The following is a 23,571-nucleotide window of genomic DNA, read 5'->3' as shown; positions in this document are numbered from 1 at the left end:
GACGGGCGGCGCCGGCGGCGCCCGTCCCCCCGGTCCCGCCTGTCCCGCCGCTGCCGAACAGGCCGGCGTCACCGCCGCGGCCGCCCGTCCCCCCGGGCATGCCGGGGGCGCCGCGCACACCCGACCCGCCATTGCCGCCATTGCCGAACAAAATCCCGCCGGGCCCGCCGGGCTGTCCGGTCCCCGGTGCCCCGTTGGTTCCGTCACCCACCAGAGGGCGCCCCAATAACAGCTGGGTAGGGGCATTGATCACAGCGAGCAGGTCTTGTTCGATCGTCTGCAATGGGTTGGCCATCAGGCCTTGCAACGGCGAGGTGCTGGCCGCTTCGGTGGCGGTGTACGAAGCCGCACTGGCCACCAGAGAGCGGGTGAGCTGCTCGTGGAACGCCGTCGCCAGCGCGGCCAGCTTCTGATACTGCTGTGCCTGTTGGGCAAAAAGCGCCGCGACGGCCGTCGACACCTCGTCGGCCGCCGCGCTCGCCACGGTCGTGGTTGGTCCGGCGGCGACGGCATAGCCGCTGGCCAGGGACGCGCCGATGCTCTCCACTTCGGCGGCCACCGAGTCGATGGCCTCCGGTGAGATGAGCACATACGTCATCGGGCACCTCGCCGTAGCGTTAGACGAGCTGGCAAGCGCCGGCACTCATCGGGACAACCATGGCGAAGCGTAGCGCGATGCGAACGGCGGTTGAGCATTTCCGCTGAAATCGTGCGATTTCACCAAAGGTGCTCTACGGCAAGTGAATTGGTGTAACGGATTACGAAAGAGGCTGTTCGCCTTGTCTCACTGCAGGGTTATGGCGGGAAGGTGGCAGACAAGCCAGTCCGTCATCGCGTTGATGACCTCAACCCCGGCGTCGAACGCGCGGGCTTCCGCCGCCAGCGCCACACCCACATATGCGGATTCCGTTGGGACGATGCCGACCTGCCGGACCAGGTAGTCATCGGCCAATCCGGGTCCCCAACCGGCTTTGGCCGCAATGCCTTTGGCGGCCAACCCCCAGCGCTGGTCGGGGGTCAGGCGGCGCATCAGGTCGATGACGGTCGCGGCGTCACCGATGCCGGGCAGTCCCGCGGCGAATCGCGCCTGGCGATCCAGGGGCCATTGCGTTTGGCCAAACGCGGTGAAAGGAGGGCGAATTCGTTGCGATTCGACCACGGTGGCCGCGTCGCCGCAGTCGTGGACGACGGCTTGTACCCGCAGGGCGGCCCGCGCGGGATCGCCCAGCTGCGACCACAACCGCTCGGCGGCCTCGTTGCTGGACTCGGTGATGGCTTTGACGACCAAGTCGTGGGCGCGTGCCGGATCGCGACGCAGGGCCGCGATTGCCAGCGGCACTTTGATCGTCGACCACGCGACACCGGAGGACCATCGGCCCAGGGAAAGCGCCGCGGCGACATCCGGGCGCGCGACGGCGATGCCGATCGTCGCGGGGACGGCGGCGGCCAGCTCTTGGAAGCTCGCCTCCAGCCGGGGCGGTCGGGGAGTCATGGCCTGTCAGCGCTACCGGCGGATCGGCCACACCGGATCGCCGCAGTCGACACCCTGCGCCGACAACTGCCGCTTGAGCACCTTGAAGGTCACCGTCCGCGGCAGCTCCGCGCTGACGCGGACGTAGGACGGCCACTGCTTGGGTCCCAGGTCGGGCTGCTCGGCCAGAAATGCCCGGAACCTTTGGGGATCGAACTCCACGCCCGCCGCCATGACGAACGCGGCCATCACCTGGTCGCCGACGACCGGGTCGGGCACTGCGTACACTGCGACCTCGGCGGCGTCCGGGTAGCGCAACAGCACGCGCTCAATGGGGGCGGCGCCCAGGTTTTCGCCGTCGACCCGCATCCAATCGCCAAGCCGCCCGGCGAAATACGCGTAGCCGGCCTCATCGCGATAGGCGAGGTCGCCACTGTGGTACATGCCGCCGGCCATCCGCTCGGCCTCGGCGGCCTCGTCGTTGTAGTAGCCCTCGAACCGCCCGGGCCCCGCGGTGTTGACGATCTCGCCGACCACCCCGACCGGGCACGGCTCGCCGGTGTCGGGGTCGACGATCTCGATCCCATCCGGCAGCGGCCCCAACGCGCCCGGCGGCGTGTCGGGGGTCCGCGCGATGGCCACCCCGCCCTCGGTCGAACCGAACCCGTCCTGGACCACGCACCCGAACCGGCGAGCGAAGCGCTCGATGTCGCCGGGCACCCCCTCGTTGCCGTACACCGCCCGCAGCGGGTTGACCGCATCGTCGGACCGCTCGGGTGTGGCGAGCACGTAGGACAACGGCTTGCCCACGTAGTTGGCGTAGGTTGCGCCGTACCGGCGGACATCGACCAAGAAGTTCGATGCGGAGAACTTGCGTCGCAACGCCATTGAGCCCTGGCACGCCGCGGCCACTGCCCAGCCGACCAGCACCGCGTTGGAATGGAACAGCGGCATCGACACGTAGCAGACGTCGTTGCGGCCGAGGCCGAAGCGCTGCGACATCGTCACGCCGGCGATCGCCACCTTGCCGTGGCTGCACTTCACCGCCTTGGGCTCGCCGCTGGTTCCCGATGTGAAGATCAACATGAACAGGTCCGCCGCTGAGGCGGATTGAAAACTCGGCTCGGTATCCAGATGGGCGGCCACCTCGTCGGCCCACTCGGCGGAGTCGACGATGACGTGCTCGATATCGCCCAGTGGCGCAGCCGATTTCGAATCGGCCAGCACCAATTGGCAGTCGGCGTGCGCGATGTCGCGGGCCAGCGCTTCACCGCGGCGCACCGGGTTGAGCCCCACCGGCACAATCCCGGACATGCCCGCCGCAATCAGCATCGCCGAGAAGAACGGGGTGTTCTCCAGCAGCACGCCGACATGCGGCGGTCTCGCCGGGTCGAGGCGGTCGCGCAGCGCCGCCGCGATCGCGGCGCCGTGGCGGACGTGATCGCGCCAGCTGGTGAACGAGTCTTCGAAATAGACTCCGCTGTCGTCGATCTCGGCCAGCGGGACCAGCAGTTTGGTGACGGTCGGGTCGGCAGGAATCACGAATCCCACTTGACCCGCTCCCGCCCAGTCGCTCGTGCGCTCAGGCGGGGGTTTCCGCCAGTTCACGGCCGATCCGGCGCAACTGCCCGGTGGCTCCGCGCAGCGCGAACTCGATCTCCTTGGCGGCCAGGAAGTAACGGTGCACCGGGTGGTCGGTGTCGACGCCGACACCACCGTGCACGTGCACGACGGTGTGCGCCACCCGGTGCCCGGCGTCGGCCGCCCAGAACGCCGCGCTGGCCACGTCGATCTCGGCGGGGATGTCCTCCGACACCCGCCAGGCGGCCTGGGTCAGCGTCAGCCGCAACCCCTTGACGTCGATGTAGCCGTCGGCCAGCCGCTGGGACACCGCCTGGAAACTGCCGATCGGGCGATCGAATTGCTCACGGGTGCGGGCGTATTCGGCGGTGAGCTGCAGGCCCCGCTCCAGCACCCCGAGCTGAAAGGCGCTGCGGCCCAAGGTGCTCAGCGTGTCGAGCCAGACGGCGACGATCCCGTCGCCCACCTGTCGGTCGCCGGCCACCTGAACACCGTCCAGCGCCAGGTGCCCGACGCTGCCGAGCCCGGTGGTCTCCATCGCGGTCACCGTGACGCCCGGATCGTCGGCGGCAACCAGGAAAACGGCGCCACCGGAATCGGTTTCGGCCGGAACCAGGAAGGCGTCGGCGACCGGGCCGAAGCCGACCTGGGTGCGGGTCCCGGTCAGCCGGTAGCCGTCGCCGGCACGGGTGGCCTGCACCGGCCCCTCGCCCATTTCGCCGTCGAGCGCGACGGTCAGGATCTTCTCGCCCCGGACCGCCGGACCGCCCCAGCCCTGCTGCAGTTCCTCGGAGCCGAACCGGGCCAGCGCCCCGGCGGCCAGCACCACCGATTCCAGGTAGGGCACCGCGGCCAGCTGGTGGCCCAGCGCAACCAGGATGGCCACCTGCTCGAGGACGCCAAAGCCGTCGCCGCCCAGCGACGTTGGCGACGCGCTGGTCAAGATGTCGGCCTCGACGAGCTTGCGCCACAGGTCGCGGTCGAATCGTTGGGCGAGCTTGTCGAGCTCCCGCTGATGTTCGGGGGTGCACACCGCGTCCACGATGGTGTCGACCAAGCCGCCGAGGTCCTGCGCCGCTTCTGTTGTGGTGAAGTCCATGAATTCTCTCGTCCTTATATAGAGGAAGCTCAGCGAGTAGCTCGGGGCAGTCCCAGCGCGACCATCCCGATGATGTCGCGCTGCACCTCGTTGGTGCCGCCACCGAAGGTCAGGATCAGGCACGCCCGGTGCATCCGCTCGACCCGGCCGCGCAGCAGGGCGCCCGGCGAATCCGGGCGCACCGTGGCCGCGGTACCCAACACCTCCATCAACAGGCGGTAGGCCTCGGTGGCCAGCTCGGTGCCGAACACCTTCGCCGCCGACGCATCGGCCGGCGACAAATTCTCACTTGCCGCCGACGCCAGCTCCCAGTTGATCAGCTTGAGAACCTCGGCCTTGGCGTGCACGCGGGCCAGGTTGAGCTGCACCCACTCCGAGTCGATGAGCCGGGCCCCGCTGGCGTCCTTGGTGTGTTGCGCCCACTCACGGACCTCGCGCAGAGCCACGATGATCGGCTGCGCCGAGACCAGGGCCACCCGCTCGTGGTTGAGCTGGTTGGTGACCAGCTTCCAGCCGCCGTTCTCCTCGCCGATCAGGTTGGTCACCGGGACCCGCACGTCGGTGTAGTAGGTGGCGCTGGTGTCGGGGCCGGCCATCGTGTGCACCGGCGTCCAGGAGAAGCCTTCGGCGGTTGTCGGCACCGCCAGCATCGAGATGCCGCGGTGTTTCTTGGCCTCGGGGTTGGTTCGCACCGCCAGCCAGACCCAGTCCGCGTACTGGATCAGGCTCGTCCACATCTTCTGGCCGTTGATCACGTAGTCGTCGCCGTCGCGCACGGCGGAGGTGCGCAGGTTGGCCAGGTCGGTGCCGGCGCCGGGCTCGGAGTAGCCGATCGAGAAGTGCAGGTCACCGGCCGCGATCTTGGGCAGGAAGAACTTCTTCTGTTCGTCGGTGCCGAAGGCCATGATCGTCGGCGCGACGCTGTTGATCGTCAGGAACGGTACCGGCGCGCCGGCGATGGCCGCCTCGTCGGTGAAGATCAGCGAGTCCATCGGCGAGCGGTCCTGCCCGCCGTACTCCTTGGGCCAGTTCAGGGTCAGCCAGCCGTCCTTGCCCATTTGGGAGACGACCTCGCGGTACGCGTTGCCCGTCCCGATCTCGCCCTGTGTCGAGCTCAGCGCCTCGCGGCGCTCCGGGGTCATCAGCGTGGTGAAGTACGACCGCAGTTCGCGACGCAGCTCCTCCTGTTCAGGGGTGTAACTGATGCGCATTGCCCGCCGTCCTTGTTCGTCAAGCGCCGATATCGAAAGCCACGTCACGCGTGGTGGTACTGCCAACGGCTACCCGTTCGCCTCCCCGGTTGTAACACGTTCTAGTCTTGGAATCCAGCGACCGTTTCCCCTGACGCACTAGGGCCCTATGGTGGACCTACCTACCGATGGGGCGAGTGCTCAGGTTGAAGGCCAGGTTCAAGGAGGGTGCCGTGCGGGTGATCGTGGATCGTGACCGGTGTGAAGGGAACGCGGTGTGCATGGGAATTGCGCCTGACCTGTTCGACCTGGACGACGAGGACTACGCCGTCGTGAAGATCGATCCGATTCCGCCCGACCGAGAGCAGCTGGCCGACCAGGCCATCGCCGAGTGCCCCCGCGCCGCGCTGCTGCGCCAAGACTAGAGGTATTCATAAATTGACTAGCAGCACAAACGCGGCCGATCTGTCCGGAAAGGTCGCGGTGGTGACCGGCGCGGCCGCGGGACTGGGGCGCGCCGAGGCGCTCGGCTTAGCCGGCCTCGGCGCCACTGTCGTCGTCAACGACATCGCCGGCGCGCTGGATGCCTCCGACGTGATCGACGAGATCAGCGCCACCGGCGCCAAGGCCGTCGCGGTGGCCGGGGACATCAGTGAGCGCGCAACGGCCGACGAGCTGGTGGCCACCGCCGACGGGCTGGGCGGGCTGGACATCGTCGTGAACAACGCCGGGATCACCCGCGACCGGATGCTGTTCAACATGTCCGACGAGGAATGGGACCTCGTCATCGCGGTGCACCTGCGCGGCCATTTCCTGCTGACCCGCAACGCGGCCACCTACTGGCGCGCCAAGGCCAAGGATGCCGGCGGGACGGTCTTCGGCCGCATCGTCAACACCGCCTCGGAGGCCGGTTTGGTCGGGCCGGTGGGCCAGGCCAACTACGGCGCGGCCAAGGCCGGCATCATCTCGCTCACCCTCACCGCCGCGCGGGCCCTGGGTCGCTACGGGGTGTGCGCCAACGCGATCTGTCCGCGGGCCCGCACCGCGATGACGGCCGACGTCTTCGGGGCGGCACCCGAAATCGACGAGGGCGGCATCGACCCGCTCTCACCGGAGCACGTGGTCAGCCTGGTCAAGTTTTTGTCATCCCCGGCCGCCGCGGAAGTCAACGGTCAGGTGTTCATCGTCTACGGTCCGCAGGTGACACTGGTTTCCGCGCCGACCGCGGAGCACCGGTTCAAGGCGGACGGGCCGGCGTGGGAACCCGGTCAACTCAGCGGAGAGCTCCAAAAATACTTTGCTGGACGCGATCCGGAGCGGAACTTTTCCGCCGTCGGGCTGATGGAGTAATGGCCGTGTAAACGCACATTACGGGGGGGAATCCGCGAGTAGAACATGTGTCAGATTGAAGGCTAGGCAATACCTCTGACCTGGACAAATTAACGGTTCGGATACAGAAATGCTGTTCATTGACACTGTGTACTTCTTCTGAGTTAATATGATCCGGCTCACACCGGGCCGCGAGCGATCGAAGACAATGCAAAGGCGATTCACAGGCTTCGCCGCGAGCAGCAGAGGGGGGTGGCCAAGTTGAGAGAACAACTTGCCGTCCCCGCCCGCGCCATCGGTGGGTTCTTCGAGATGATGATAGACACCGGCCGTGAGACTTTTCGACGGCCGTTTCAATTCGGCGAGTTCCTCGAACAGACGTGGATGATTGCGCGGGTCTCGCTGGTTCCGACGCTGCTCGTCTCCATCCCGTTCACGGTGCTGGTCGCGTTCACCCTCAACATCCTGTTGCGCGAAATCGGCGCCGCCGACTTGTCCGGCGCGGGAACCGCTTTCGGCACCGTCACCCAGCTGGGCCCGGTGGTCACGGTGCTCGTCGTGGCCGGCGCCGGCGCCACCGCGATCTGCGCCGACCTGGGTGCCCGCACCATCCGCGAAGAGATCGACGCGATGCGGGTGCTGGGCATCGACCCGGTCCACCGGCTGGTGGTGCCGCGGGTGCTGGCGTCCACGGTGGTCGCGCTGTTGCTCAACGGCCTGGTGTGCGCCATCGGCCTGTCGGGCGGCTACGGGTTTTCCGTCTTCCTCCAGGGCGTCAACCCGGGCGCGTTCATCAACGGCCTGACCGTGCTCACCGGGCTGCGCGAGCTGGTGCTCGCCGAAGTCAAGGCGCTGCTGTTCGGCGTGATGGCCGGCCTGGTCGGGTGCTACCGGGGCCTGACGGTCAAGGGCGGTCCCAAGGGCGTCGGGAACGCCGTCAACGAGACCGTCGTCTACGCGTTCATCTGCCTGTTCGTCATCAACGTGGTCATGACCGCCGTCGGCGTGAAGATTTCGGCCAAGTGAGGCGAGTGAGCACCCGATGAGCTACGACGCCACCCTCCGATTTCGCCGTTTCATGTCGCGGCTGCAGGGGCCCATCGACGACTTCGGCGAGCAGGCGTTGTTCTACGGCAAAACGGTGCGTTACGTGCCCCAAGCGCTCACCCAATACCGCAAGGAGACGATCCGGAACGTCGCCGAAATGACCCTGGGCGCAGGGGCTCTGGTCATGATCGGCGGCACGGTCGGCGTCGCGGCCTTTCTGACCCTGGCCTCCGGCGGCGTCATCGCCGTGCAGGGGTATTCGTCGCTGGGCAACATCGGCATCGAGGCGCTGACCGGCTTTTTGTCGGCGTTCCTCAACGTCCGCGTCGTCGCCCCCGTGATCGCGGGCATCGCGCTGGCGGCCACGATCGGCGCGGGCGCGACGGCCCAACTGGGCGCCATGCGGGTGTCCGAGGAGATCGACGCCGTCGAATGCATGGCGGTGCAGTCGGTGTCCTACCTGGTGTCGACCCGGCTGATCGCCGGCCTGATCGCGATCGTTCCGCTGTATTCGCTGTCGGTCCTGGCCGCGTTCTTCGCCGCCCGCTTCACCACGGTGTACATCAACGGGCAGTCCAAGGGCCTCTACGACCACTACTTCAATACGTTCCTCATCCCGTCGGACCTGTTGTGGTCGTTCCTGCAGGCCATCGTGATGGCCATCGCCGTCATGCTGGTCCATACGTATTACGGCTACAACGCCAGCGGCGGGCCGGTCGGCGTCGGCATCGCGGTCGGCCAGGCCGTGCGGACCTCGCTGATCGTCGTGGTCGTCATCACCTTGTTCATCTCGCTTGCCGTGTACGGCGCGTCGGGTAACTTCAACCTCTCCGGATAAGGGGACCAGCAAAGAAACATGGCGGACGGCGAATCGGGACGCACATCTGTTCGGCTGGCAGCGGCGCTGCTGGCCAGTTTGATTGTGGCTTTCGCCGCCGTGACCTACCTCTCGTACACAGCGGCTTTCGCCTCGACCGACACCGTCACCGTCTCGTCGCCGCGGGCGGGGCTGGTGATGGACAAGGGCGCCAAGGTCAAGTACCGCGGCCTCCAGATCGGCAAGGTCACCGGCATCGACTACGACGGTGACCAGGCGCGGCTGACGCTGGCCATCAATAGCGACCAGATGCACTTCGTCCCCTCCAACGCGACCGTGCACATCGCGGGCAACACCATCTTCGGCGCCAAGTCGGTGGAATTCCTTCCGCCCCAAGCGCCGTCGCCGACGTCGCTGCGCCCGGACGCGCACGTGGAGGCCTCTGCGGTGGCGCTGGAGGTCAACACCCTGTTCCAGTCGCTCATCGACCTGCTGCACAAGGTCGACCCGGTCGAGCTGAACGGGACGCTGAGCGCGCTCTCCGAAGGCCTACGTGGCCACGGCGACGACTTCGGTTCGCTGCTGGCGGGACTGAACACGCTGGCGCGCCAGGCGAACCCGAAACTGCCCGCCCTGCAAGAGGATTTCCGCAAAGCCGGGATCGTCACGAATAACTACGCCGACGCCGCCCCCGACCTGAACACCGTCTTCGACAACTTGCCGACGATCAACAGGACGGTCGTCGACCAGCAGAAGAACCTCAACGACACGCTGCTGGCGACGATCGGACTCGCCAACAACGCATACGACACCCTGGAACCCGCCGAGCAGAACTTCATCGACGCCATCAACAGGCTGCGCGCCCCGATCAAGGTGGCCCACGACTACTCGCCCGAATTCGGCTGCTTCTTCGCCGGTGTGGAGCGCGGCATCAAGGAGTTCGCTCCGCTGCTCGGGGTCCGCAAGGCGGGCCTTTTCACGTCGTCGAGCTTCGTGTTGGGCGCGCCCTCGTACACCTATCCGGAGTCCCTGCCTATCGTCAACGCCTCCGGTGGTCCGAACTGCCGCGGGCTGCCCGACATCCCGACCAAGCAGACCGGCGGCTCCTTCTACCGGGCGCCCTTCCTGGTCACCGACAACGCCAACGTCCCGTACGAGCCCTTCACCGAACTACAATTCGACGCGCCCTCCACGCTGCAGTTCCTGTTCCACGGCGCCTTCGCGGAACGGGATGACTTCTGATGGCGACCGCGGGGATGGCGTCGCAGCGGTCGATGCTGATCAAGGTCTGCATCTTCGCAGTGGCCATGCTGCTGGTGAGCGCGTCGCTGGTGATCGTCTTCGGTGACTTCCGGTTCGGTCCCGAAAGCAGTTACCACGCAACGTTTACCGACGTGTCGAAGTTGAAGTCCGGCCAGAAGGTGCGCATCGCCGGCGTGCCGGTCGGTGCCGTTTCGGGCCTGAAGCTCAACCCCGACAACACGATCGACGTGAAGTTCGGAGTGGACAGCCGCTACACGCTTTACTCCTCGACGCGCGCGGTGATCCGGTACGAAAACCTGGTCGGCGACCGCTATTTGGAGATCACGTCGGGTCCGGGGGAGCTGCGTAAGCTGCCCCCCGGCGGCACCATCAACGCCCAACACACCCAACCCGCACTGGATCTCGATGCGCTGTTGGGCGGGCTGCGGCCGCTGGTCAAGGGCCTCGATGCCGACAAGGTCAATACCATCAGCAGCGCGGTCATCCAGCTGCTGCAGGGGCAGGGCGGGGCGTTGTCCAACGTGCTGGCCGACACGAGCGCGTTCTCGTCGGCGCTGGGCCAGCGCGACCAGCTCATCGGCGACGCGATCACCAACCTCAACACGGTGCTGGGCACCGTCGACCAGAAGAGCGCGCAATTCTCCGCCAGCGTCGACCAGTTGCAGCAATTGATCACCGGGCTGGCCAAGAACAAGGACTCGATCGCGGGGGCCATCCCGCCGCTGGCGTCGACGACGACGGATTTGACTGAGCTGCTGAAGAATTCGCGCCGACCACTGCAGGGCATCCTGCAGAACACCCGGCCGCTGGCCACCGAGCTGGATGACCGCAAGGCCGAGGTGAACAACGACATCGAGCAACTCGGCGAGGACTACCTGCGGCTGGCCGCGCTCGGCGCCTACGGGTCGTTCTTCAACATTTACTTCTGTTCGGTGACCATCAAGATCAACGGCCCGGCCGGCGGCGACATCCTGATACCGTTCGGCGGCCCGGTGGATCCCAGCAAGGGGAGGTGCGCTTTTGTCAAGTAACGCAAGGCGCGAACGCGACCCGTTGCGCACCGGCGTCTTCGGTGTCGTACTGGTGGTCTGCGTCGTCCTTATCGCGTTCGGGTACGCCGGCTTGCCGTTCTGGCCGCAGGGCAAGATCTACGACGCCTACTTCACCGACGCCGGCGGCATCAACCCCGGCAACGCCGTTTACGTGTCGGGCTTCAAGGTCGGGAAGGTCTCGTCCGTCGGCCTGGCCGGCAACAGTGCCAAGGTGACCTTCAGCGTGGATCGGCGCGTCGTCGTCGGCGACCAGTCGCTCGCCGCGATCCGCACCGACTCCATCCTCGGTGAGCGCTCCGTCGCGGTGACCCCGGCGGGCACCGGCAAGGCGACCAGCATTCCGCTGAGCAGGACGACGACGCCGTACACGTTGGCCGGCGCCCTGGAGGATTTGGGCAACAACGCCAACAACCTGAACAAGCCGCAGTTCGAGCAGGCCCTCAACGTGCTCACCGACACGCTGCACGACGCCACCCCCGAATTGCGGGGCGCGCTCGACGGGGTGACGTCGCTGTCCCGCACGCTGAACCGCCGCGATGAGGCGCTGCAAGGCCTGCTGGCACACGCGAAGTCGGTGACGACGGTTCTGTCGCAGCGCGCCAACCAGGTCAACAAGCTGGTGGACGACGGCAACGAGTTGTTCGCCGCGCTCGACGAGCGGCGCGCCGCGATCGGTGAGTTGATCTCGGGCATCGGCGGTCTTTCACAGCAGATCTCCGGCTTCGTCGCCGACAACCGCAAGGAATTCGGGCCGGCACTGACCAAGCTCAACGCGGTGCTGTCCAACCTCAACGAGCGCCGTGACTACATCACCGAGGCGCTCAAGCGGCTACCCACTTACGCAACGGAATTGGGTGAGGTCGTCGGCTCCGGGCCCGGCTTCAACGTGAACGTGTTCAGCGTGCTGCCCGCGCCGATGATCGCGATGGTGTTCGACTTCTTCTATCAGCCGGGCAAGCTGCCGGCCAGCCTCGCCGACTACCTGCGCGGGCTGATTCAGGAACGCTGGATCATCAGGCCGAAGTCGCCATGACGCGGATCGCCCGCAGCAGGGGGCTGCGCTACGGCACCATCATCGCCCTGGTCGCGATGCTGGTGGGGGGCGTGTATGTGCTGTCGGCACAAGGCAATAACCGCACCGTCATCGGCTACTTCGCATCCGCCGTCGGTATCTATCCCGGAGACCAGGTCCGCATCCTGGGCGTGCCGGTCGGTTCGATCGACACGATCGAGCCGCGTCCTTCCGACGTGAAGATCACCATGTCCGTCGCCAAGGACGTGAAGATCCCGAAGGACGCGAAGGCCGTCATCATTTCGCCGAACCTGGTGTCGGCGAGGTTCATTCAGCTCACCCCGGCGTACACCGGCGGGGCGGTGTTGCCCGACGGCGGCAGCATCGACCTGAACCGCACCGGGGTCCCGGTGGAATGGGACGAGGTGAAGGAGTCCCTGACCCAACTGGCCGTTCAGCTGGGTCCGACGACGGGATCGATGCAGGGGCCACTGGGCAGGGCGATCAACCAGGCCGCTGACACGCTCGACGGCAAGGGCGAGTCATTCCACAACGCGTTGCGCGAGCTCTCGCAAGTCGCAGGGCGGCTGGGGGATTCGCGCAGCGACATCTTCGGCACGGTCAAGAACCTGCAGGTGCTCGTTGACGCGCTGTCGGCGAGCAACGAACAGATCGTTCAGTTCGCCGGGAACGTCGCCTCGGTGTCGCAGGTGCTTGCCGACAGCTCGCGGCATCTGGACAACACCCTGGGCACGCTCAACCAGGCGCTGACGGACATCCGTGGATTCCTGCACGAGAACAACTCGACGATCATCGATACGGTCAACAACCTCAACGACTTCGCCCAGACGTTGAGCGACCAGAGCGACAACATCGAGCAGGTGCTGCACGTCGCCGGCCCCGGTATCGCCAACTTCTACAACATCTACGACCCGGCGCAGGGCACCCTGAACGGATTGCTGTCGATACCCGAATTCGCCAACCCCGTTCAGTTCATCTGCGGTGGCTCCTTCGAGACGGCCGCCGGGCCCAGGGCGCCGGACTACTTCCGGCGCGCCGAGCTCTGCCGTGAGCGGCTGGGCCCGGTGTTGCGCCGGCTCGCGGTGAACTACCCACCGGTCATGTTCCACCCGCTCAACACGATCACCGCCTACAAGGGCCAGATCATCTACGACACCCCGGAGACCCAGGCCAAGGCCGCCACTCCGGTGCCGCAGCTGACCTGGATACCGGCTCAGGGTGCGCACCCGGCGCCGCCCGCCCAGAATCCCTCCGATCTGCAGGCCCTGCTGGTTCCGACGGCACCGCAGACCGGCCCCGCTCCAGGCCCGCCGCCGGCCGGCGCGAACCCCGGTCCGGCGCCGGGCCCGGGGCCCGGCAACGCGTTCGGTCCGCTGCCCGGCCCCCCGCCCGGCCAGGTGCCCAACGGGCCGTCGGCCAACCTAAGCGGTGGCGGATGAAGCGAATCTGGTTGCGCAGCAGCGTGTTAGCGGCCGGTGGTGTGCTGCTGGCCGGGTGCCAGTTCAACGGGCTGAACTCGCTGGCGATGCCCGGCACCGCCGGCCACGGCAGCGGCGCGTACTCGATCACCGTCGAGATGCCCGACGTGGCGACGCTGCCGCAGAACTCGCCGGTGATGGTCGACGACGTCACCGTCGGCAGCGTCTCGGGCATTTCGGCCGAGCAGCGGGCCGACGGATCCTTTTATGCCGCGGTGAAGTTGGCGCTGAACAAGAACGTGGTGTTACCGGCCAACGCGACCGCGACGGTGGCCCAGACGTCGTTGCTGGGGTCGATGCACATCGACCTGGCGCGGCCCAAGGACAAGCCGGAAACCGGGCGGCTCAAGGACGGCTCGAAAATCGCGGAGGCCAACACGGGCCGCTATCCCACCACCGAAGAGGTGTTGTCGGCGCTGGGCATCGTCGTCAACAAGGGCAATCTCGGTGCGCTGGAAGACATTACCGACGAGACCTATCAGGCCTTCGCCGGTCGCCAGGACCAATTCGCCGACCTGATCCCCCGGCTCGCCGAATTGACGGCGGGGCTCAACCGGCAGACCAACGACATCATTGACGCGGTCGACGGGCTGAACCGATTCTCCGCGACCCTGGCGCGCGACAAGGACAACCTGGGCCGGGCGCTGGACACGCTGCCCGAGGCCCTCCGGGTGCTCAACAAAAACCGGGACCACATCGTCGAGGCGTTCGCCGCGCTCAAGAAGCTCGCGACGGTCACCTCCCACATCCTGGCAAAAACCAAGGTGGACTTCGCCGAAGACCTCAAGGGCCTGTACTCGGTCGTCAAGGCCCTCAGCGACAACCGCAAGAACTTCATCACCTCCCTGCAGATCCTGCTGACGTTCCCGTTCCCCAACTTCGGCATCAAGCAGTCGGTCCGCGGCGACTACCTCAATGTCTTCACCACCTTCGACCTCACGCTGCGCCGGCTCGGTGAGACGTTCTTCACCACGTCGTATGCCCTTGACCCCAACATGATGCACATGAGCGAGGTGCTCAATCCGCCCGATTTCCTGACCGGCGAAATGGCCAACCTGTCCGGGCAGGCGGCCGACCCGTTCACGATCCCGCCCGGCTCGGCCCCGGGTTCTGAGGGGCGGTAGGGCGGCGCGATGATCGACAAACTCACCAAGGTCCAGCTCGGCATTTTCGCGGTGATCACCGCCCTCACGCTGACCGTGATGGCCATCTTCTACCTGCGGCTGCCCGCCACGTTCGGCATCGGAACCTACGGTGTCAGCGCCGATTTCGTCGCCGGCGGCGGGCTGTACAAGAACGCCAACGTCACCTACCGCGGAGTCGCGGTCGGCCGGGTGGAGTCGGTGGGCCTGAACCCCAGCGGGGTCACCGCCGAGATGCGGCTCAACAGCGGCACTCCCATTCCGTCGAACGTCACCGCCACCGTGAAGAGCGTCTCCGCCGTGGGCGAGCAGTACATCGACCTCGTGCCGCCGGGCACCCCGGCATCCACCAAGCTGCACAACGGATCCCGGATCGACCGGCAGAACACCCGGATCGGACAGGATGTCGCCGACCTGCTGAAGCGGGCGGAGGCGCTGGTCAACAGCCTCGGCGACACCCGGTTGCGCGAGCTCCTGCACGAGACGTTCATCGCCGCCAACGGGTCCGGTCCCGAGCTGGCCCGGCTGATCGAGTCCGCCCGGCTGCTGGTGGACGAGGCCAACGCCAACTACCCGCAGGTCTCGCAGCTGATCGACCAGGCCGGCCCGTTCCTGCAGGCGCAGATCCGCGCAGGCGCCGACATCAAGTCGCTGTCGGATGGGTTGGCGCGGTTCACCTCCGAGGTGCGGCAGGCCGACCCGCAGTTGCGCCAGACGCTGGCCACCGCGCCGGGCGCCACCGACGAGGCCAGCACCGCGTTCTCCGGAATCCGGCCGTCGTTCCCGGCGCTGGCCGCCAGCCTGGCCAACCTCGGCCGGGTCGGCGTCATTTACCACAAGTCGATCGAGCAGCTGCTGGTGGTTCTGCCGCCGCTGTTCGCGGCGATCACCACGGCCGCCGGCGGTGCCCCGCAGGACGAGGGCGCGAAGCTGGACTTCAAGCTCGACCTCAACGATCCGCCGCCGTGCGCAGTCGGCTTTCTGCCGCCGCCGCTGATGCGCACGCCGGCCGACGAGACGCTGCGCGAGCTCCCGAAAGACATGTACTGCAAGACGGCCCAAAACGATCCCAGCACCGTGCGCGGCGCCCGCAACTATCCGTGCCAGGAGTTCCCCGGCAAACGCGCGCCGACGATCCAGCTCTGCCGTGACCCGAACGGCTATGTGCCGGTTGGCCGCAACCCGTGGCGGGGACCGCCGGTGCCCTACGACACTCCGGTCACCAACGGGCTGAACACCTTGCCGCCCAACAAGTTCCCGTACATCCCGCCTGGCGCCGAACCCGATCCGGGCACCCCCATCGTCGGGCCGCCGCCCCCCGGCGTGGTCCCCGGGCCCGGACCGCTGCCCAACCACCAGCCGGCTTACGACCCGCCGCCCCCCAACGACAGCGGGCCGCCGCCGGGCAACCCGTCGTGGCACCCACCGGGCGTGCCGCCGGTGCCGCCGATGCTGCCTTATCCGAAGTGGCTGCCCCCACCGGCACCGCCGGAGGGCATCAACCCTCCGCCGGCGGGTCCGGGACCGGAGAAGCCGTGGGGGCCGCCGCCCGGACCCCAGCCGCAGGCCAGCGGGCCTGCCTACACCACGTATGACCAGCACACCGGAGCCTTCGTGGACCCGGCCGGCGGCACTGGTATCTTCGCGCCCGGCACGAGCGGCGCGTCCAGCGCCGAGAACTGGGTGGACCTGATGCGTGATCCAAGGCCTCTTTGATGGACGCCGCGGTGACAGAAGAACAACCGACGACGCAGCGCGTCCGTCGCCGGGCATCCCGCGCGGCGGGTCCTGCCAAGAGCGAGTCCGACGGGGCCGCCACGGTCCAGGTCGAGGTCCCCGCCGCGCCCGAGCCGTCGGCGAAGCCTGCCGCCAAGAAGGCGAAGACGCTCAGGCCGGTCAAGCCGCCGCCGCGGCGGCGCCCGCACCGGACCCTGGTGCTGTGGACGTCGTTCGCCGCGGCGCTGGTGGCGGTCGGCGCGGTGGCCGGCTGCCTGGCCGTCCTGATCATCCAGCAACGACATGCGGACGCCGGGCAGGCGCGCGATCAGCGCTTCGTCGACACCGCCACGCAGACGGTGGTCAACATGTTCAGCTACAAGCAGGACAACATCGACGACAGCGTGAACCGGTTCTACAACGGCACCAGCGGCCCGCTGCACGGCATGCTGGGCGCCAACAACAACATCGAAAACCTCAAGGCCCTGTTCCGCTCCACCAACGCCACGTCGGAGGCCGTCGTCAACGGCGCCGCTTTGGAGGGTGTCGATTCGGTCACCGACAACGCGTCGGTGCTGGTGTCGGTGCGGGTCACGGTGGCCGACATCGACGGCACCAACAAGCCGTCCATGCCGTACCGGCTGCGGGTCATCGTGCACGAGGACGAGCGGGGCCAGATGACGGGCTACGACCTGAAGTATCCCGACGGGGGGAACTGATGCGGTGGCTGATCGCCGTCGTGGGTTCGTTTTTGGCGGTGGCGTTCGTCGGCCTGTCCGCGGCGGCCGGCTGGTTCTACTGGGAGCGGGTCCAGACGCGCGGCGAGGCGGCCGCGCGCGCGGTGTTGCCGGGGCTGGCCGCCAAGGAGGTACCCGAGGTCTTCGCCTACGACTACCAGACCGTCGAGCGCAGCCTGTCGGCCGCCTACCCGTTGCTGACGCCCGCGTATCGCCAAGAGTTCCAGAAGAGCGTCAATACGCAGATCATTCCCGAGGCGAAGAAGCGTGAGGTGGTCGTTCAGGCCAATGTCGTTGGCGTGGGCGTCATGTCGGCCAAGCGCACGTCGGCGTCGGTGATGGTGTACATGAACCGCACCGTGACCGACAAGTCACGGCAGCCGCTCTACGACGGCAGCCGATTGCGGGTCGACTTCACCAAAATCGGCAGGCAATGGCTGATCGCCTACATCACGCCCATCTAGCACCGGCTACGGCGGCCGGCCTCAGAAGCACATCGCAAACTCGTTGCAGCGCAACGGGTAACGCTCGACCGGGCTGGGTGGGGGCCCGGCCATCTGCAGCGAGAACGGTTGCTTCTTCATGTCGGACTGCAGCCCACAAACCGGACCGTGCATGATGGTGTGGGTGCCGGTCATGGTTTCGTCGCTGAACGAATAGGTTTCGGTGGTCGGCGCGGTGCCGCCGCCCGGACATGAGACGCCGTCCGCCTTGTCCACCTTGAAGGTCCACAACATGCTGGACATGCGGGCCCTGCCGCTGAAGTTCTGTAACTTGTCGGCGGCGCTGATCCGCTCGGGCGTCGAACTCACGATGTTCAGGGCGCAGTTCATCGCGAAGACGATCGGGTCCGAATAGTCGTTCATGTTCCGGGTTCCGGACGGCTGAACGCACAGCGCCGAAATGGTCCAGCTGACCCCCGATACGCCCGCCTCGTTGAAGGTGTAGGTGCCGTCCGCCGGTGGTCCGATGGCGCTCGCCGGGTGGCCCGATTCCAACGCGATCCCCAAAGCGACGGCCGAGCAGATGCCGGCGCCGGCGGCCAGCCCGCGACGGAGTTTCATGGTCCCCTCCCTTCACGCTGCAATGAGTATCACAGCGTTTCGGCCGCGACACCATGGCTAGTTGGCGTCGTGCGGATGCGACTCCGCGAGAGCGTCGAGGAATGAGCGCGCCCAGCGGTCGACATCGTGGGCGAGCACCTGGCGGCGCATCGTGCGCATCCGGCGCCGGCCCTCCTCGGGCGTCTGGTTGAGCGCCGCTTCGATCGCGTCCTTGACCCCTTCGAGGTCGTGCGGGTTCACCAGGTAGGCCTGCCGGAGTTCCGCTGCGGCGCCGGTGAATTCGGACAGGACCAGCGCGCCGCCCAGATCGCTGCGGCAGGCGACGTACTCCTTGGCCACCAGGTTCATCCCGTCGCGCAGCGGGGTGACCAGCATGACGTCGCTGGCCACGAAGAACGCGATCAGTTCGTCGCGCGGCACCGGGCGATGCAGGTAGTGCACCACCGGATGACCGACCTCGGCGTATTCGCCGTTGATGTGGCCAACCTGGCGTTCGATGTCGTTGCGCAGGATCTGATAGCTCTCCACGCGTTCGCGGCTCGGCGTCGCGAGCTGAACCAGCACGGTGTCGTCGCGCTTGGCGCGGCCCTCGGCCAGCAGCTCGGTGAATGCCCTCAGGCGAACGTCGATGCCCTTGGTGTAGTCCAGCCGGTCGACCCCCAGCAGGATCTTGCGGGGGTTGCCCAACTCGGCGCGGATCTCTCGCGCGCGGCGCCTGATGTCGCGGTGGCGGGCCGCCTGGTCGAGCGCGGTGGAGTCGATGGAGATGGGAAAGGCGCCCACCCGCACGGTGCGGGACTCCAGCTCCACCTCGCCGAACCGCGACCGCACCCCCACCGACCCGCGGGAGGTATTGACGCCGATCAACTGCCGGCACAGGACCAGGAAGTTCTGCGCGCCGCCGGGCAGGTGGAAGCCCACCAGATCCGCGCCCAGCAGGCCCTCGACGATCTCGGTGCGCCACGGCATCTGCCGGAACAGCTCCACCGGCGGGAACGGGATGTGCAGGAAGAATCCGATGGTCAGGTCGGGACGTAGCTCGCGCAGCATCTTGGGCACCAGTTGCAGCTGATAGTCCTGCACCCACACGGTCGCGCCGCGGGCCGCGGCGCGGGACGCGGACTCGGCGAAGCGGCGGTTGACGTCGACGTAGCGGTCCCACCATTCGCGGTGATAGATGGGTTTGACGATGACGTCGTGGTACAGCGGCCACAGCGCGGCGTTGGAGAAGCCCTCGTAGTACTCGGCGACGTCGTCGCTGGTCAGCCGCACCGGATGTAGGTGCAGGTCCTCCTGCGCGATGGGCTCGTAGTCCAGCTCGTCGTCGTCATCGGCGACTCCGGGCCAGCCGACCCACGCGCCGCGCCGGCGCCGCAGCAGTGGCTCTAAGGCCGTGACCAGGCCCCCGGGGCTGCGCTTCCAGGTTGTCGTGCCGTCGGGAAGCCGCTCGAGGTCGACCGGCAGCCGGTTGGCAACCACCACGAAGTCGGAATTGCCGAAACGCTCGGAGTTTGCCGTCTTCTCCGAAGACGTGCCTCCCCTGGAAGCCATTTAGGTGTCGAGCTTGGCCGGTCCAATACCGAGCATGGACAGGAAGACGCGGCACTCGTCGGCGTCGTTCGCATACGCGGCGACGACCCGCCTGGCCTGGCTTGCGGTGCTGTCGGCCAGTGGCTCCACATCGCCGAGTTCGCCAGGATCAGATTTTGTAGGCATGACATAACTCTAGGCCAAGCGCGCCACCCGACGAGAACCCGCTTACATACTGGCCGTAATGTGTAAACCCTCGGATCTGACAGAAGGTGCGCGGAATGACACTCTCCGACCAAGCCGGCGCTCAAGCCGGTGCTGAGCCGGCCAATGAGCTGGTGACCTATGAAACCCTTGATGACGGCCGCGTCGCCCGGATCTGGCTCAACCGGCCCGAGGCCCACAACGCGCAAAGCCGCGGCCTGCTCATCCAGCTCGACGAGGCGTTCCTGCGTGCCGAGGCCGACGACACCGTGCGCGTGGTGATCCTGGCGGCGCGCGGCAAGAACTTCTCCGCCGGCCACGACCTCGGGTCGGAGCTGGCGGTGGCCGAGCGCCATCAGCTTCCGAGCTTCCGCATCAACGGCGGCACCCGCGATCCGATCGCGGAGAAGATCTACCTGCAGGAGTGGCATTACTTCTTCCAGAACACTTGCCGCTGGCGCGATTTGCGCAAGATCACCATCGCCCAAGTGCAGGGCAACGCGATTTCGGCGGGCCTGATGCTGATTTGGGCCTGCGACCTGATCGTCGCGGCCGACAACGCGAAGTTCAGCGACGTCGTCGCTGTGCGCTTGGGGATGCCGGGCGTCGAATACTATGCCCACCCTTGGGAATTCGGTCCCCGCAAGGCCAAGGAGTTGCTGCTGACCGGCGATGCGCTGGACGCGGACGAGGCGTATCGGCTGGGCATGGTGTCCAAGGTCTTCCCGGTCGACGAGCTGGCGGACAAGACGCTGGAATTCGCCCGGCGCATCGCCGGACGGCCGACGATGGCGGCGCTGCTCGTCAAGGATTCGGTCAATGCGGCCTCCGACGCGATGGGTTTCACCGAGGCGCTGCGGCACGCGTTCCACATTCACGAGCTGGGCCACGCGCACTGGGCCGCCCACAACGAGAACCGATACGCGGTCGGCCTGCCGCCCGACGTCGAGGACTGGCGCGACGCCAAGCCCACGCAGATCGCCCGCCGCGATACGCCATAGCGTGACCGGTGTGGCGGCTGTGACCGCTCGCCTATGCTAGAACCCGTTTCAGTTTTGGCGTGAAGGGACGCGGCGTGCAGCTTTCTTTCGACAACCGGACGTACCTCGTGACCGGTGGTGGCAGCGGAATAGGCAAGGGGGTCGCGGCCGGGCTGGTGGCCTCCGGGGCGTCCGTCATGATCGTCGGCCGCAACCCCGATCGGCTGGCGGCCGCCGTCAAGGACATCGAGGTGCTCAAGGCCGACGGCTCGATTCGGTATGAGCCCGCGGACATCACCAACGAGGAGGAGGCCGCCCACGCCGTCGACGCGGCCACGGCCTGGCACGGCCGGCTGCACGGGGTGGTGCATTGCGCGGGCGGGTCGGAGACTATCGGGCCGATCACCCAGATCGACTCGGAGGCCTGGCGTCGCACGGTCGACCTCAACGTCAACGGCACCATGTACGTCCTCAAGCACGCCGCCCGCGAGCTGGTGCGCGGCGGCGGCGGTTCGTTCGTCGGGATCTCGTCGATCGCCGCCAGCAACACCCACCGGTGGTTCGGCGCCTACGGCGTCACCAAGTCGGCCGTCGACCACATGATGCAACTGGCCGCCGACGAACTCGGCCCGTCCTGGGTGCGGGTCAACAGCATCCGCCCGGGCCTGATCCGCACGGATTTGGTTGTGCCCATCACGGAATCGCCCGAGCTGAGCGCGGACTACCGGCACTGCACCCCGCTGCCGCGGGTGGGTGAGGTCGAGGACGTCGCGAACCTGGCGATGTTCTTGCTCAGCGACGCGGCCAGTTGGATCACCGGGCAGTGCATCAACGTCGACGGCGGCCACATACTGCGGCGCGGCCCCGACTTCTCCGCGATGCTGGAGCCCGCGTTCGGTGCCGAGGGATTACGCGGGGTGGTCTGAGCCTCCGGCGTCCCGGGCGGCGAGGGTGGCGAGTGCCGACCAGTCCAAGTGCCCGCCGCCGGTCGCCACCAGGGTGAGGAAGCGGTCGCGCAGCAGGCTGGCCACCGGCAGCGGCACCTCCAGCTGCTCGCCCGCCGCGAGCACCAGCCGGACGTCCTTGAGGCCCAGGCTCGCCGCGAAGCCGGCCGGTTCGAACTCCTGACGCGCGATCAGCCCGCCGTAGGTGTGATAGGCCGGCGCGGCGAACAACGTCGACGTGAGGATGTCGACGTACTGCTGCCGGTCGACACCGGCCTTGGACACCAGCGCCACGGCCTCGGAAATCGTCTCGATCGCCGACGCGAGCAAGAAGTTGCCGCTCAGCTTCACCAGGTTGGCCGTGTGCGGCTGCTCGGACACCACGAAGGTGCGCTGGCCGATCGCGTCGAACAGCGGTGACAACGGCTGCAGCACCTCCGGGGCGCCGGCAGCGATCACGAAAAGCTTTGCGGTACTGGCCGCTTCGGGCCTGCCGAACACCGGGGCGGCGGCATAGCGCTGCCCGGCTTCGGCGTGTGCGGCGGCAAGGCGCTCCGACAGCGCGACGCTGATCGTGCTCGACGACACGTGCGTGGCTCCCGCTGGCAGCGAGGCCGCGATCCCGTCCGGGCCGAGCGTGACGGCCTCCACGGCCCGGTCGTCGGCCAGCATGGTGAACACCGCATCGGCCCGGCACGCCTCGGCCACGGTGCGCGCCGCGGTCGCGCCCCGCTGCACGAGGGCTTCCGCCTTGTCGGGGGAGCGGTTGTACACGGTGACGCGGTGACCCGCGCTGACCAGGTTCGCCGCCATGCCCTGGCCCATATTTCCCAGGCCGATGAATCCGATGTCCATGCCATACACTCTGCCTTCTATGAAGCGACTCGAGGGCAAGCGAATCCTGGTGACGGGCGCCGCGTCGGGGATCGGCCAGGCGACCGCGCTGCGGTTGCTCGACGAGGGCGCCACCGTGGTGGCTTCCGACGTCGCCGAGGACGGGCTGGCCCAGACGAAGGCGGCGGCGGACGAGGCGGCGACCGCCGACCGCCTCACCACCATGGTGATGGACGTCGCCACCGAGGATTCGGTGATCGAGGGCGTCCGCCGGGCCGTCCACGCCCTTGGCGGTCTGGATTCGCTGGTCAACGCGGCCGGCATCCTGCGCGCCGCGCACACGCACGAGACCAGCCTCGAGCTGTGGAATCGGATCGTCGGCATCAACCTGACCGGGACCTTCCTCGTGGTCCGTGAGGCGCTTCCGGCGCTGCTGGCGAACTCGCGCAGCGCGATCGTGAACTTCAGCTCGACGTCGGCCTCTTTCGCCCATCCGTACATGGCGGCCTACGCGGCGAGCAAGGGCGGAATCCAGGCCTTCACGCATTCTCTGGCACTCGAATACGCCAAGCAGGGACTGCGCGCGGCGTGCGTGGCGCCGGGCAGCATCAAGTCCGGAATCACCGATGCCACCGGGGGATACATTCCCCAAGACGCCGACTGGTCACTGTTCCCCAGGCTCATGCCCATCCTGCCCACGACCGTCGAATCCAGCGGGGCCGGAATGGCCGAGCCCAGTGCGATCGCCGGCGTCATCGCCATGCTGGTGTCCGATGACGGCGCCTGGATCACCGGCACCGAGATCCGCATCGACGGCGGCACGCACGCCTGATTGCTAGTTGACGCAGGGCACCCCGCCGCCGTCGATCGGCTTCCCTTGATCGGGCGTCGGGTAGGTCGTGGTGGTGCCGTTGTAGTAATAGGTGTTGGACTTGGTGGTCGTCGTGGTGCTGGTGGTTGTCGTGTCGTCCATCGTGGTGTCGTCCTGGGCCGGCATCGAGAAGTTGGTGTCCACGGTCACCCGGATGTGCCCGGGCTGCAGGGCGGGGTTGGGCTGCTT

The 23,571-nt window shown here is 67.4% G+C and carries 24 protein-coding genes and 1 pseudogene; 15 read left to right on the top strand and 10 right to left on the bottom strand.

Going from position 1 to position 23,571, the window contains the following annotated elements; all coding sequences use genetic code 11:
• The 5 genes from A5787_RS03330 to A5787_RS03310 form a co-directional block, all read right to left on the bottom strand.
• A partial coding sequence (locus A5787_RS03330; RefSeq protein WP_156763738.1) for a PE family protein occupies positions 1 to 598 on the bottom strand: 598 nt, incomplete at its 3' end.
• A gap of 186 nt (positions 599 to 784) precedes the next feature.
• Complete coding sequence (locus A5787_RS03325) at positions 785 to 1,492, bottom strand: hypothetical protein (RefSeq protein WP_066961548.1); 708 nt, start codon at positions 1,490 to 1,492, stop codon at positions 785 to 787.
• A gap of 12 nt (positions 1,493 to 1,504) precedes the next feature.
• On the bottom strand, positions 1,505 to 3,013 hold the full coding sequence (fadD17, locus tag A5787_RS03320; RefSeq protein WP_156763739.1) for a long-chain-fatty-acid--CoA ligase FadD17: 1,509 nt from the start codon (positions 3,011 to 3,013) through the stop codon (positions 1,505 to 1,507).
• Positions 3,014 to 3,053: 40 nt separating this feature from the next.
• Positions 3,054 to 4,151, bottom strand: a complete 1,098-nt coding sequence (locus A5787_RS03315) for an acyl-CoA dehydrogenase family protein (RefSeq protein ID WP_066961539.1) — start codon at positions 4,149 to 4,151, stop codon at positions 3,054 to 3,056.
• Positions 4,152 to 4,180: 29 nt separating this feature from the next.
• A complete protein-coding gene (locus A5787_RS03310) occupies positions 4,181 to 5,362 on the bottom strand; it encodes an acyl-CoA dehydrogenase (protein WP_066961535.1) in 1,182 nt (393 codons plus the stop codon).
• A gap of 212 nt (positions 5,363 to 5,574) precedes the next feature.
• On the opposite strand from A5787_RS03310, the gene A5787_RS03305 reads away from it, so the two are divergent.
• The 12 genes from A5787_RS03305 (at position 5,575) to A5787_RS03250 (ending at position 17,419) form a co-directional block, all read left to right on the top strand.
• Positions 5,575 to 5,766: a ferredoxin gene (locus A5787_RS03305; RefSeq protein WP_066916368.1), complete on the top strand. Its 192-nt coding sequence runs from the start codon at positions 5,575 to 5,577 to the stop codon at positions 5,764 to 5,766.
• A 13-nt stretch (positions 5,767 to 5,779) separates the two neighbouring features.
• Positions 5,780 to 6,691: a 3-oxoacyl-ACP reductase gene (locus A5787_RS03300; protein ID WP_066961532.1), complete on the top strand. Its 912-nt coding sequence runs from the start codon at positions 5,780 to 5,782 to the stop codon at positions 6,689 to 6,691.
• 240 nt (positions 6,692 to 6,931) lie between these two features.
• On the top strand, positions 6,932 to 7,696 hold the full coding sequence (locus A5787_RS03295) for an ABC transporter permease (RefSeq protein WP_066961559.1): 765 nt from the start codon (positions 6,932 to 6,934) through the stop codon (positions 7,694 to 7,696).
• Between the two features lie 16 nt (positions 7,697 to 7,712).
• Entirely contained in the window at positions 7,713 to 8,555 is an 843-nt protein-coding gene (locus A5787_RS03290) for an ABC transporter permease (RefSeq protein WP_066961530.1), read from the top strand.
• Positions 8,556 to 8,573: 18 nt separating this feature from the next.
• Positions 8,574 to 9,776 carry an MCE family protein gene (locus tag A5787_RS03285; protein WP_066961528.1) on the top strand — a complete coding sequence of 401 codons (1,203 nt, stop codon included), beginning with the start codon at positions 8,574 to 8,576 and terminating at the stop codon, positions 9,774 to 9,776.
• Complete coding sequence (locus tag A5787_RS03280) at positions 9,776 to 10,828, top strand: MCE family protein (protein ID WP_066961526.1); 1,053 nt, start codon at positions 9,776 to 9,778, stop codon at positions 10,826 to 10,828. Before A5787_RS03285 ends, A5787_RS03280 begins: the two co-directional genes overlap by 1 nt.
• A complete protein-coding gene (locus A5787_RS03275) occupies positions 10,818 to 11,882 on the top strand; it encodes a virulence factor Mce family protein (RefSeq protein WP_066961523.1) in 1,065 nt (354 codons plus the stop codon). Before A5787_RS03280 ends, A5787_RS03275 begins: the two co-directional genes overlap by 11 nt.
• A complete protein-coding gene (locus tag A5787_RS03270; RefSeq protein ID WP_066961518.1) occupies positions 11,879 to 13,321 on the top strand; it encodes a virulence factor Mce family protein in 1,443 nt (480 codons plus the stop codon). Before A5787_RS03275 ends, A5787_RS03270 begins: the two co-directional genes overlap by 4 nt.
• Positions 13,318 to 14,484 (top strand): virulence factor Mce family protein, encoded by a 1,167-nt coding sequence (locus tag A5787_RS03265; RefSeq protein ID WP_066961513.1) that lies wholly within the window; start codon positions 13,318 to 13,320, stop codon positions 14,482 to 14,484. The genes A5787_RS03270 and A5787_RS03265 overlap by 4 nt, the downstream gene beginning before the upstream one ends.
• 9 nt (positions 14,485 to 14,493) lie before the next feature.
• Positions 14,494 to 16,218, top strand: coding sequence for a virulence factor Mce family protein (locus A5787_RS03260; protein WP_066961508.1), 1,725 nt, complete (start codon positions 14,494 to 14,496; stop codon positions 16,216 to 16,218).
• Positions 16,218 to 16,937, top strand: coding sequence for a mammalian cell entry protein (locus A5787_RS03255; RefSeq protein ID WP_066961505.1), 720 nt, complete (start codon positions 16,218 to 16,220; stop codon positions 16,935 to 16,937). The genes A5787_RS03260 and A5787_RS03255 overlap by 1 nt, the downstream gene beginning before the upstream one ends.
• Positions 16,937 to 17,419: a mammalian cell entry protein gene (locus A5787_RS03250; protein WP_066961503.1), complete on the top strand. Its 483-nt coding sequence runs from the start codon at positions 16,937 to 16,939 to the stop codon at positions 17,417 to 17,419. Before A5787_RS03255 ends, A5787_RS03250 begins: the two co-directional genes overlap by 1 nt.
• A gap of 21 nt (positions 17,420 to 17,440) precedes the next feature.
• Here A5787_RS03250 and A5787_RS03245 read toward each other — a convergent pair whose 3' ends face one another.
• Genes A5787_RS03245 through A5787_RS27185 form a run of 3 tightly spaced genes read right to left on the bottom strand, consistent with a single transcriptional unit; the run spans position 17,441 to position 19,735 of the window.
• Positions 17,441 to 18,019: a hypothetical protein gene (locus A5787_RS03245; protein ID WP_066961501.1), complete on the bottom strand. Its 579-nt coding sequence runs from the start codon at positions 18,017 to 18,019 to the stop codon at positions 17,441 to 17,443.
• A 57-nt stretch (positions 18,020 to 18,076) separates the two neighbouring features.
• Positions 18,077 to 19,570: a trehalose-6-phosphate synthase gene (locus A5787_RS03240; RefSeq protein WP_066961495.1), complete on the bottom strand. Its 1,494-nt coding sequence runs from the start codon at positions 19,568 to 19,570 to the stop codon at positions 18,077 to 18,079.
• Entirely contained in the window at positions 19,571 to 19,735 is a 165-nt protein-coding gene (locus A5787_RS27185; protein ID WP_156763737.1) for a hypothetical protein, read from the bottom strand. It lies immediately after the preceding gene.
• Between the two features lie 95 nt (positions 19,736 to 19,830).
• On the opposite strand from A5787_RS27185, the gene A5787_RS03235 reads away from it, so the two are divergent.
• Positions 19,831 to 20,754 carry an enoyl-CoA hydratase gene (locus tag A5787_RS03235; RefSeq protein WP_066961491.1) on the top strand — a complete coding sequence of 308 codons (924 nt, stop codon included), beginning with the start codon at positions 19,831 to 19,833 and terminating at the stop codon, positions 20,752 to 20,754.
• Positions 20,755 to 20,828: 74 nt separating this feature from the next.
• Positions 20,829 to 21,659 carry an SDR family oxidoreductase gene (locus tag A5787_RS03230; RefSeq protein ID WP_066961554.1) on the top strand — a complete coding sequence of 277 codons (831 nt, stop codon included), beginning with the start codon at positions 20,829 to 20,831 and terminating at the stop codon, positions 21,657 to 21,659.
• Here A5787_RS03230 and A5787_RS03225 read toward each other — a convergent pair.
• Positions 21,642 to 22,532, bottom strand: coding sequence for an NAD(P)-dependent oxidoreductase (locus A5787_RS03225; protein ID WP_066961489.1), 891 nt, complete (start codon positions 22,530 to 22,532; stop codon positions 21,642 to 21,644). The genes A5787_RS03230 and A5787_RS03225 overlap by 18 nt on opposite strands.
• A gap of 19 nt (positions 22,533 to 22,551) precedes the next feature.
• Between A5787_RS03225 and A5787_RS03220 the strand changes: the two genes are divergently transcribed.
• Positions 22,552 to 23,343, top strand: a complete 792-nt coding sequence (locus A5787_RS03220) for an SDR family NAD(P)-dependent oxidoreductase (protein WP_066961487.1) — start codon at positions 22,552 to 22,554, stop codon at positions 23,341 to 23,343.
• 3 nt (positions 23,344 to 23,346) lie between these two features.
• Here A5787_RS03220 and A5787_RS03215 read toward each other — a convergent pair.
• Positions 23,347 to 23,571 (bottom strand): annotated as a pseudogene (locus A5787_RS03215) (LytR family transcriptional regulator); the annotation flags it as partial.

Source organism: Mycobacterium sp. 852002-50816_SCH5313054-b (genome assembly GCF_001667185.1).
Lineage (GTDB): Bacteria > Actinomycetota > Actinomycetes > Mycobacteriales > Mycobacteriaceae > Mycobacterium.
The sequence above is the reverse complement of the archived record's forward strand: the minus strand, read 5'-3'. Positions and strand labels throughout refer to the sequence as shown.

What these genes read in the sequence shown, in the direction of transcription:
- A5787_RS03325 (WP_066961548.1), bottom strand. Translation starts at nt 1,492, where the DNA reads ATGACTCCCCGACCGCCCCGGCTGGAGGCGAGCTTCCAAGAGCTGGCC.
- A5787_RS03315 (WP_066961539.1), bottom strand. Translation starts at nt 4,151, where the DNA reads ATGGACTTCACCACAACAGAAGCGGCGCAGGACCTCGGCGGCTTGGTC.
- A5787_RS03310 (WP_066961535.1), bottom strand. Translation starts at nt 5,362, where the DNA reads ATGCGCATCAGTTACACCCCTGAACAGGAGGAGCTGCGTCGCGAACTG.
- A5787_RS03290 (WP_066961530.1), top strand. Translation starts at nt 7,713, where the DNA reads ATGAGCTACGACGCCACCCTCCGATTTCGCCGTTTCATGTCGCGGCTG.
- A5787_RS03285 (WP_066961528.1), top strand. Translation starts at nt 8,574, where the DNA reads ATGGCGGACGGCGAATCGGGACGCACATCTGTTCGGCTGGCAGCGGCG.
- A5787_RS03280 (WP_066961526.1), top strand. Translation starts at nt 9,776, where the DNA reads ATGGCGACCGCGGGGATGGCGTCGCAGCGGTCGATGCTGATCAAGGTC.
- A5787_RS03270 (WP_066961518.1), top strand. Translation starts at nt 11,879, where the DNA reads ATGACGCGGATCGCCCGCAGCAGGGGGCTGCGCTACGGCACCATCATC.
- A5787_RS03265 (WP_066961513.1), top strand. Translation starts at nt 13,318, where the DNA reads ATGAAGCGAATCTGGTTGCGCAGCAGCGTGTTAGCGGCCGGTGGTGTG.
- A5787_RS03260 (WP_066961508.1), top strand. Translation starts at nt 14,494, where the DNA reads ATGATCGACAAACTCACCAAGGTCCAGCTCGGCATTTTCGCGGTGATC.
- A5787_RS03255 (WP_066961505.1), top strand. Translation starts at nt 16,218, where the DNA reads ATGGACGCCGCGGTGACAGAAGAACAACCGACGACGCAGCGCGTCCGT.
- A5787_RS03250 (WP_066961503.1), top strand. Translation starts at nt 16,937, where the DNA reads ATGCGGTGGCTGATCGCCGTCGTGGGTTCGTTTTTGGCGGTGGCGTTC.
- A5787_RS03245 (WP_066961501.1), bottom strand. Translation starts at nt 18,019, where the DNA reads ATGAAACTCCGTCGCGGGCTGGCCGCCGGCGCCGGCATCTGCTCGGCC.
- A5787_RS03240 (WP_066961495.1), bottom strand. Translation starts at nt 19,570, where the DNA reads ATGGCTTCCAGGGGAGGCACGTCTTCGGAGAAGACGGCAAACTCCGAG.
- A5787_RS27185 (WP_156763737.1), bottom strand. Translation starts at nt 19,735, where the DNA reads ATGCCTACAAAATCTGATCCTGGCGAACTCGGCGATGTGGAGCCACTG.
- A5787_RS03235 (WP_066961491.1), top strand. Translation starts at nt 19,831, where the DNA reads ATGACACTCTCCGACCAAGCCGGCGCTCAAGCCGGTGCTGAGCCGGCC.
- A5787_RS03225 (WP_066961489.1), bottom strand. Translation starts at nt 22,532, where the DNA reads ATGGACATCGGATTCATCGGCCTGGGAAATATGGGCCAGGGCATGGCG.
- A5787_RS03220 (WP_066961487.1), top strand. Translation starts at nt 22,552, where the DNA reads ATGAAGCGACTCGAGGGCAAGCGAATCCTGGTGACGGGCGCCGCGTCG.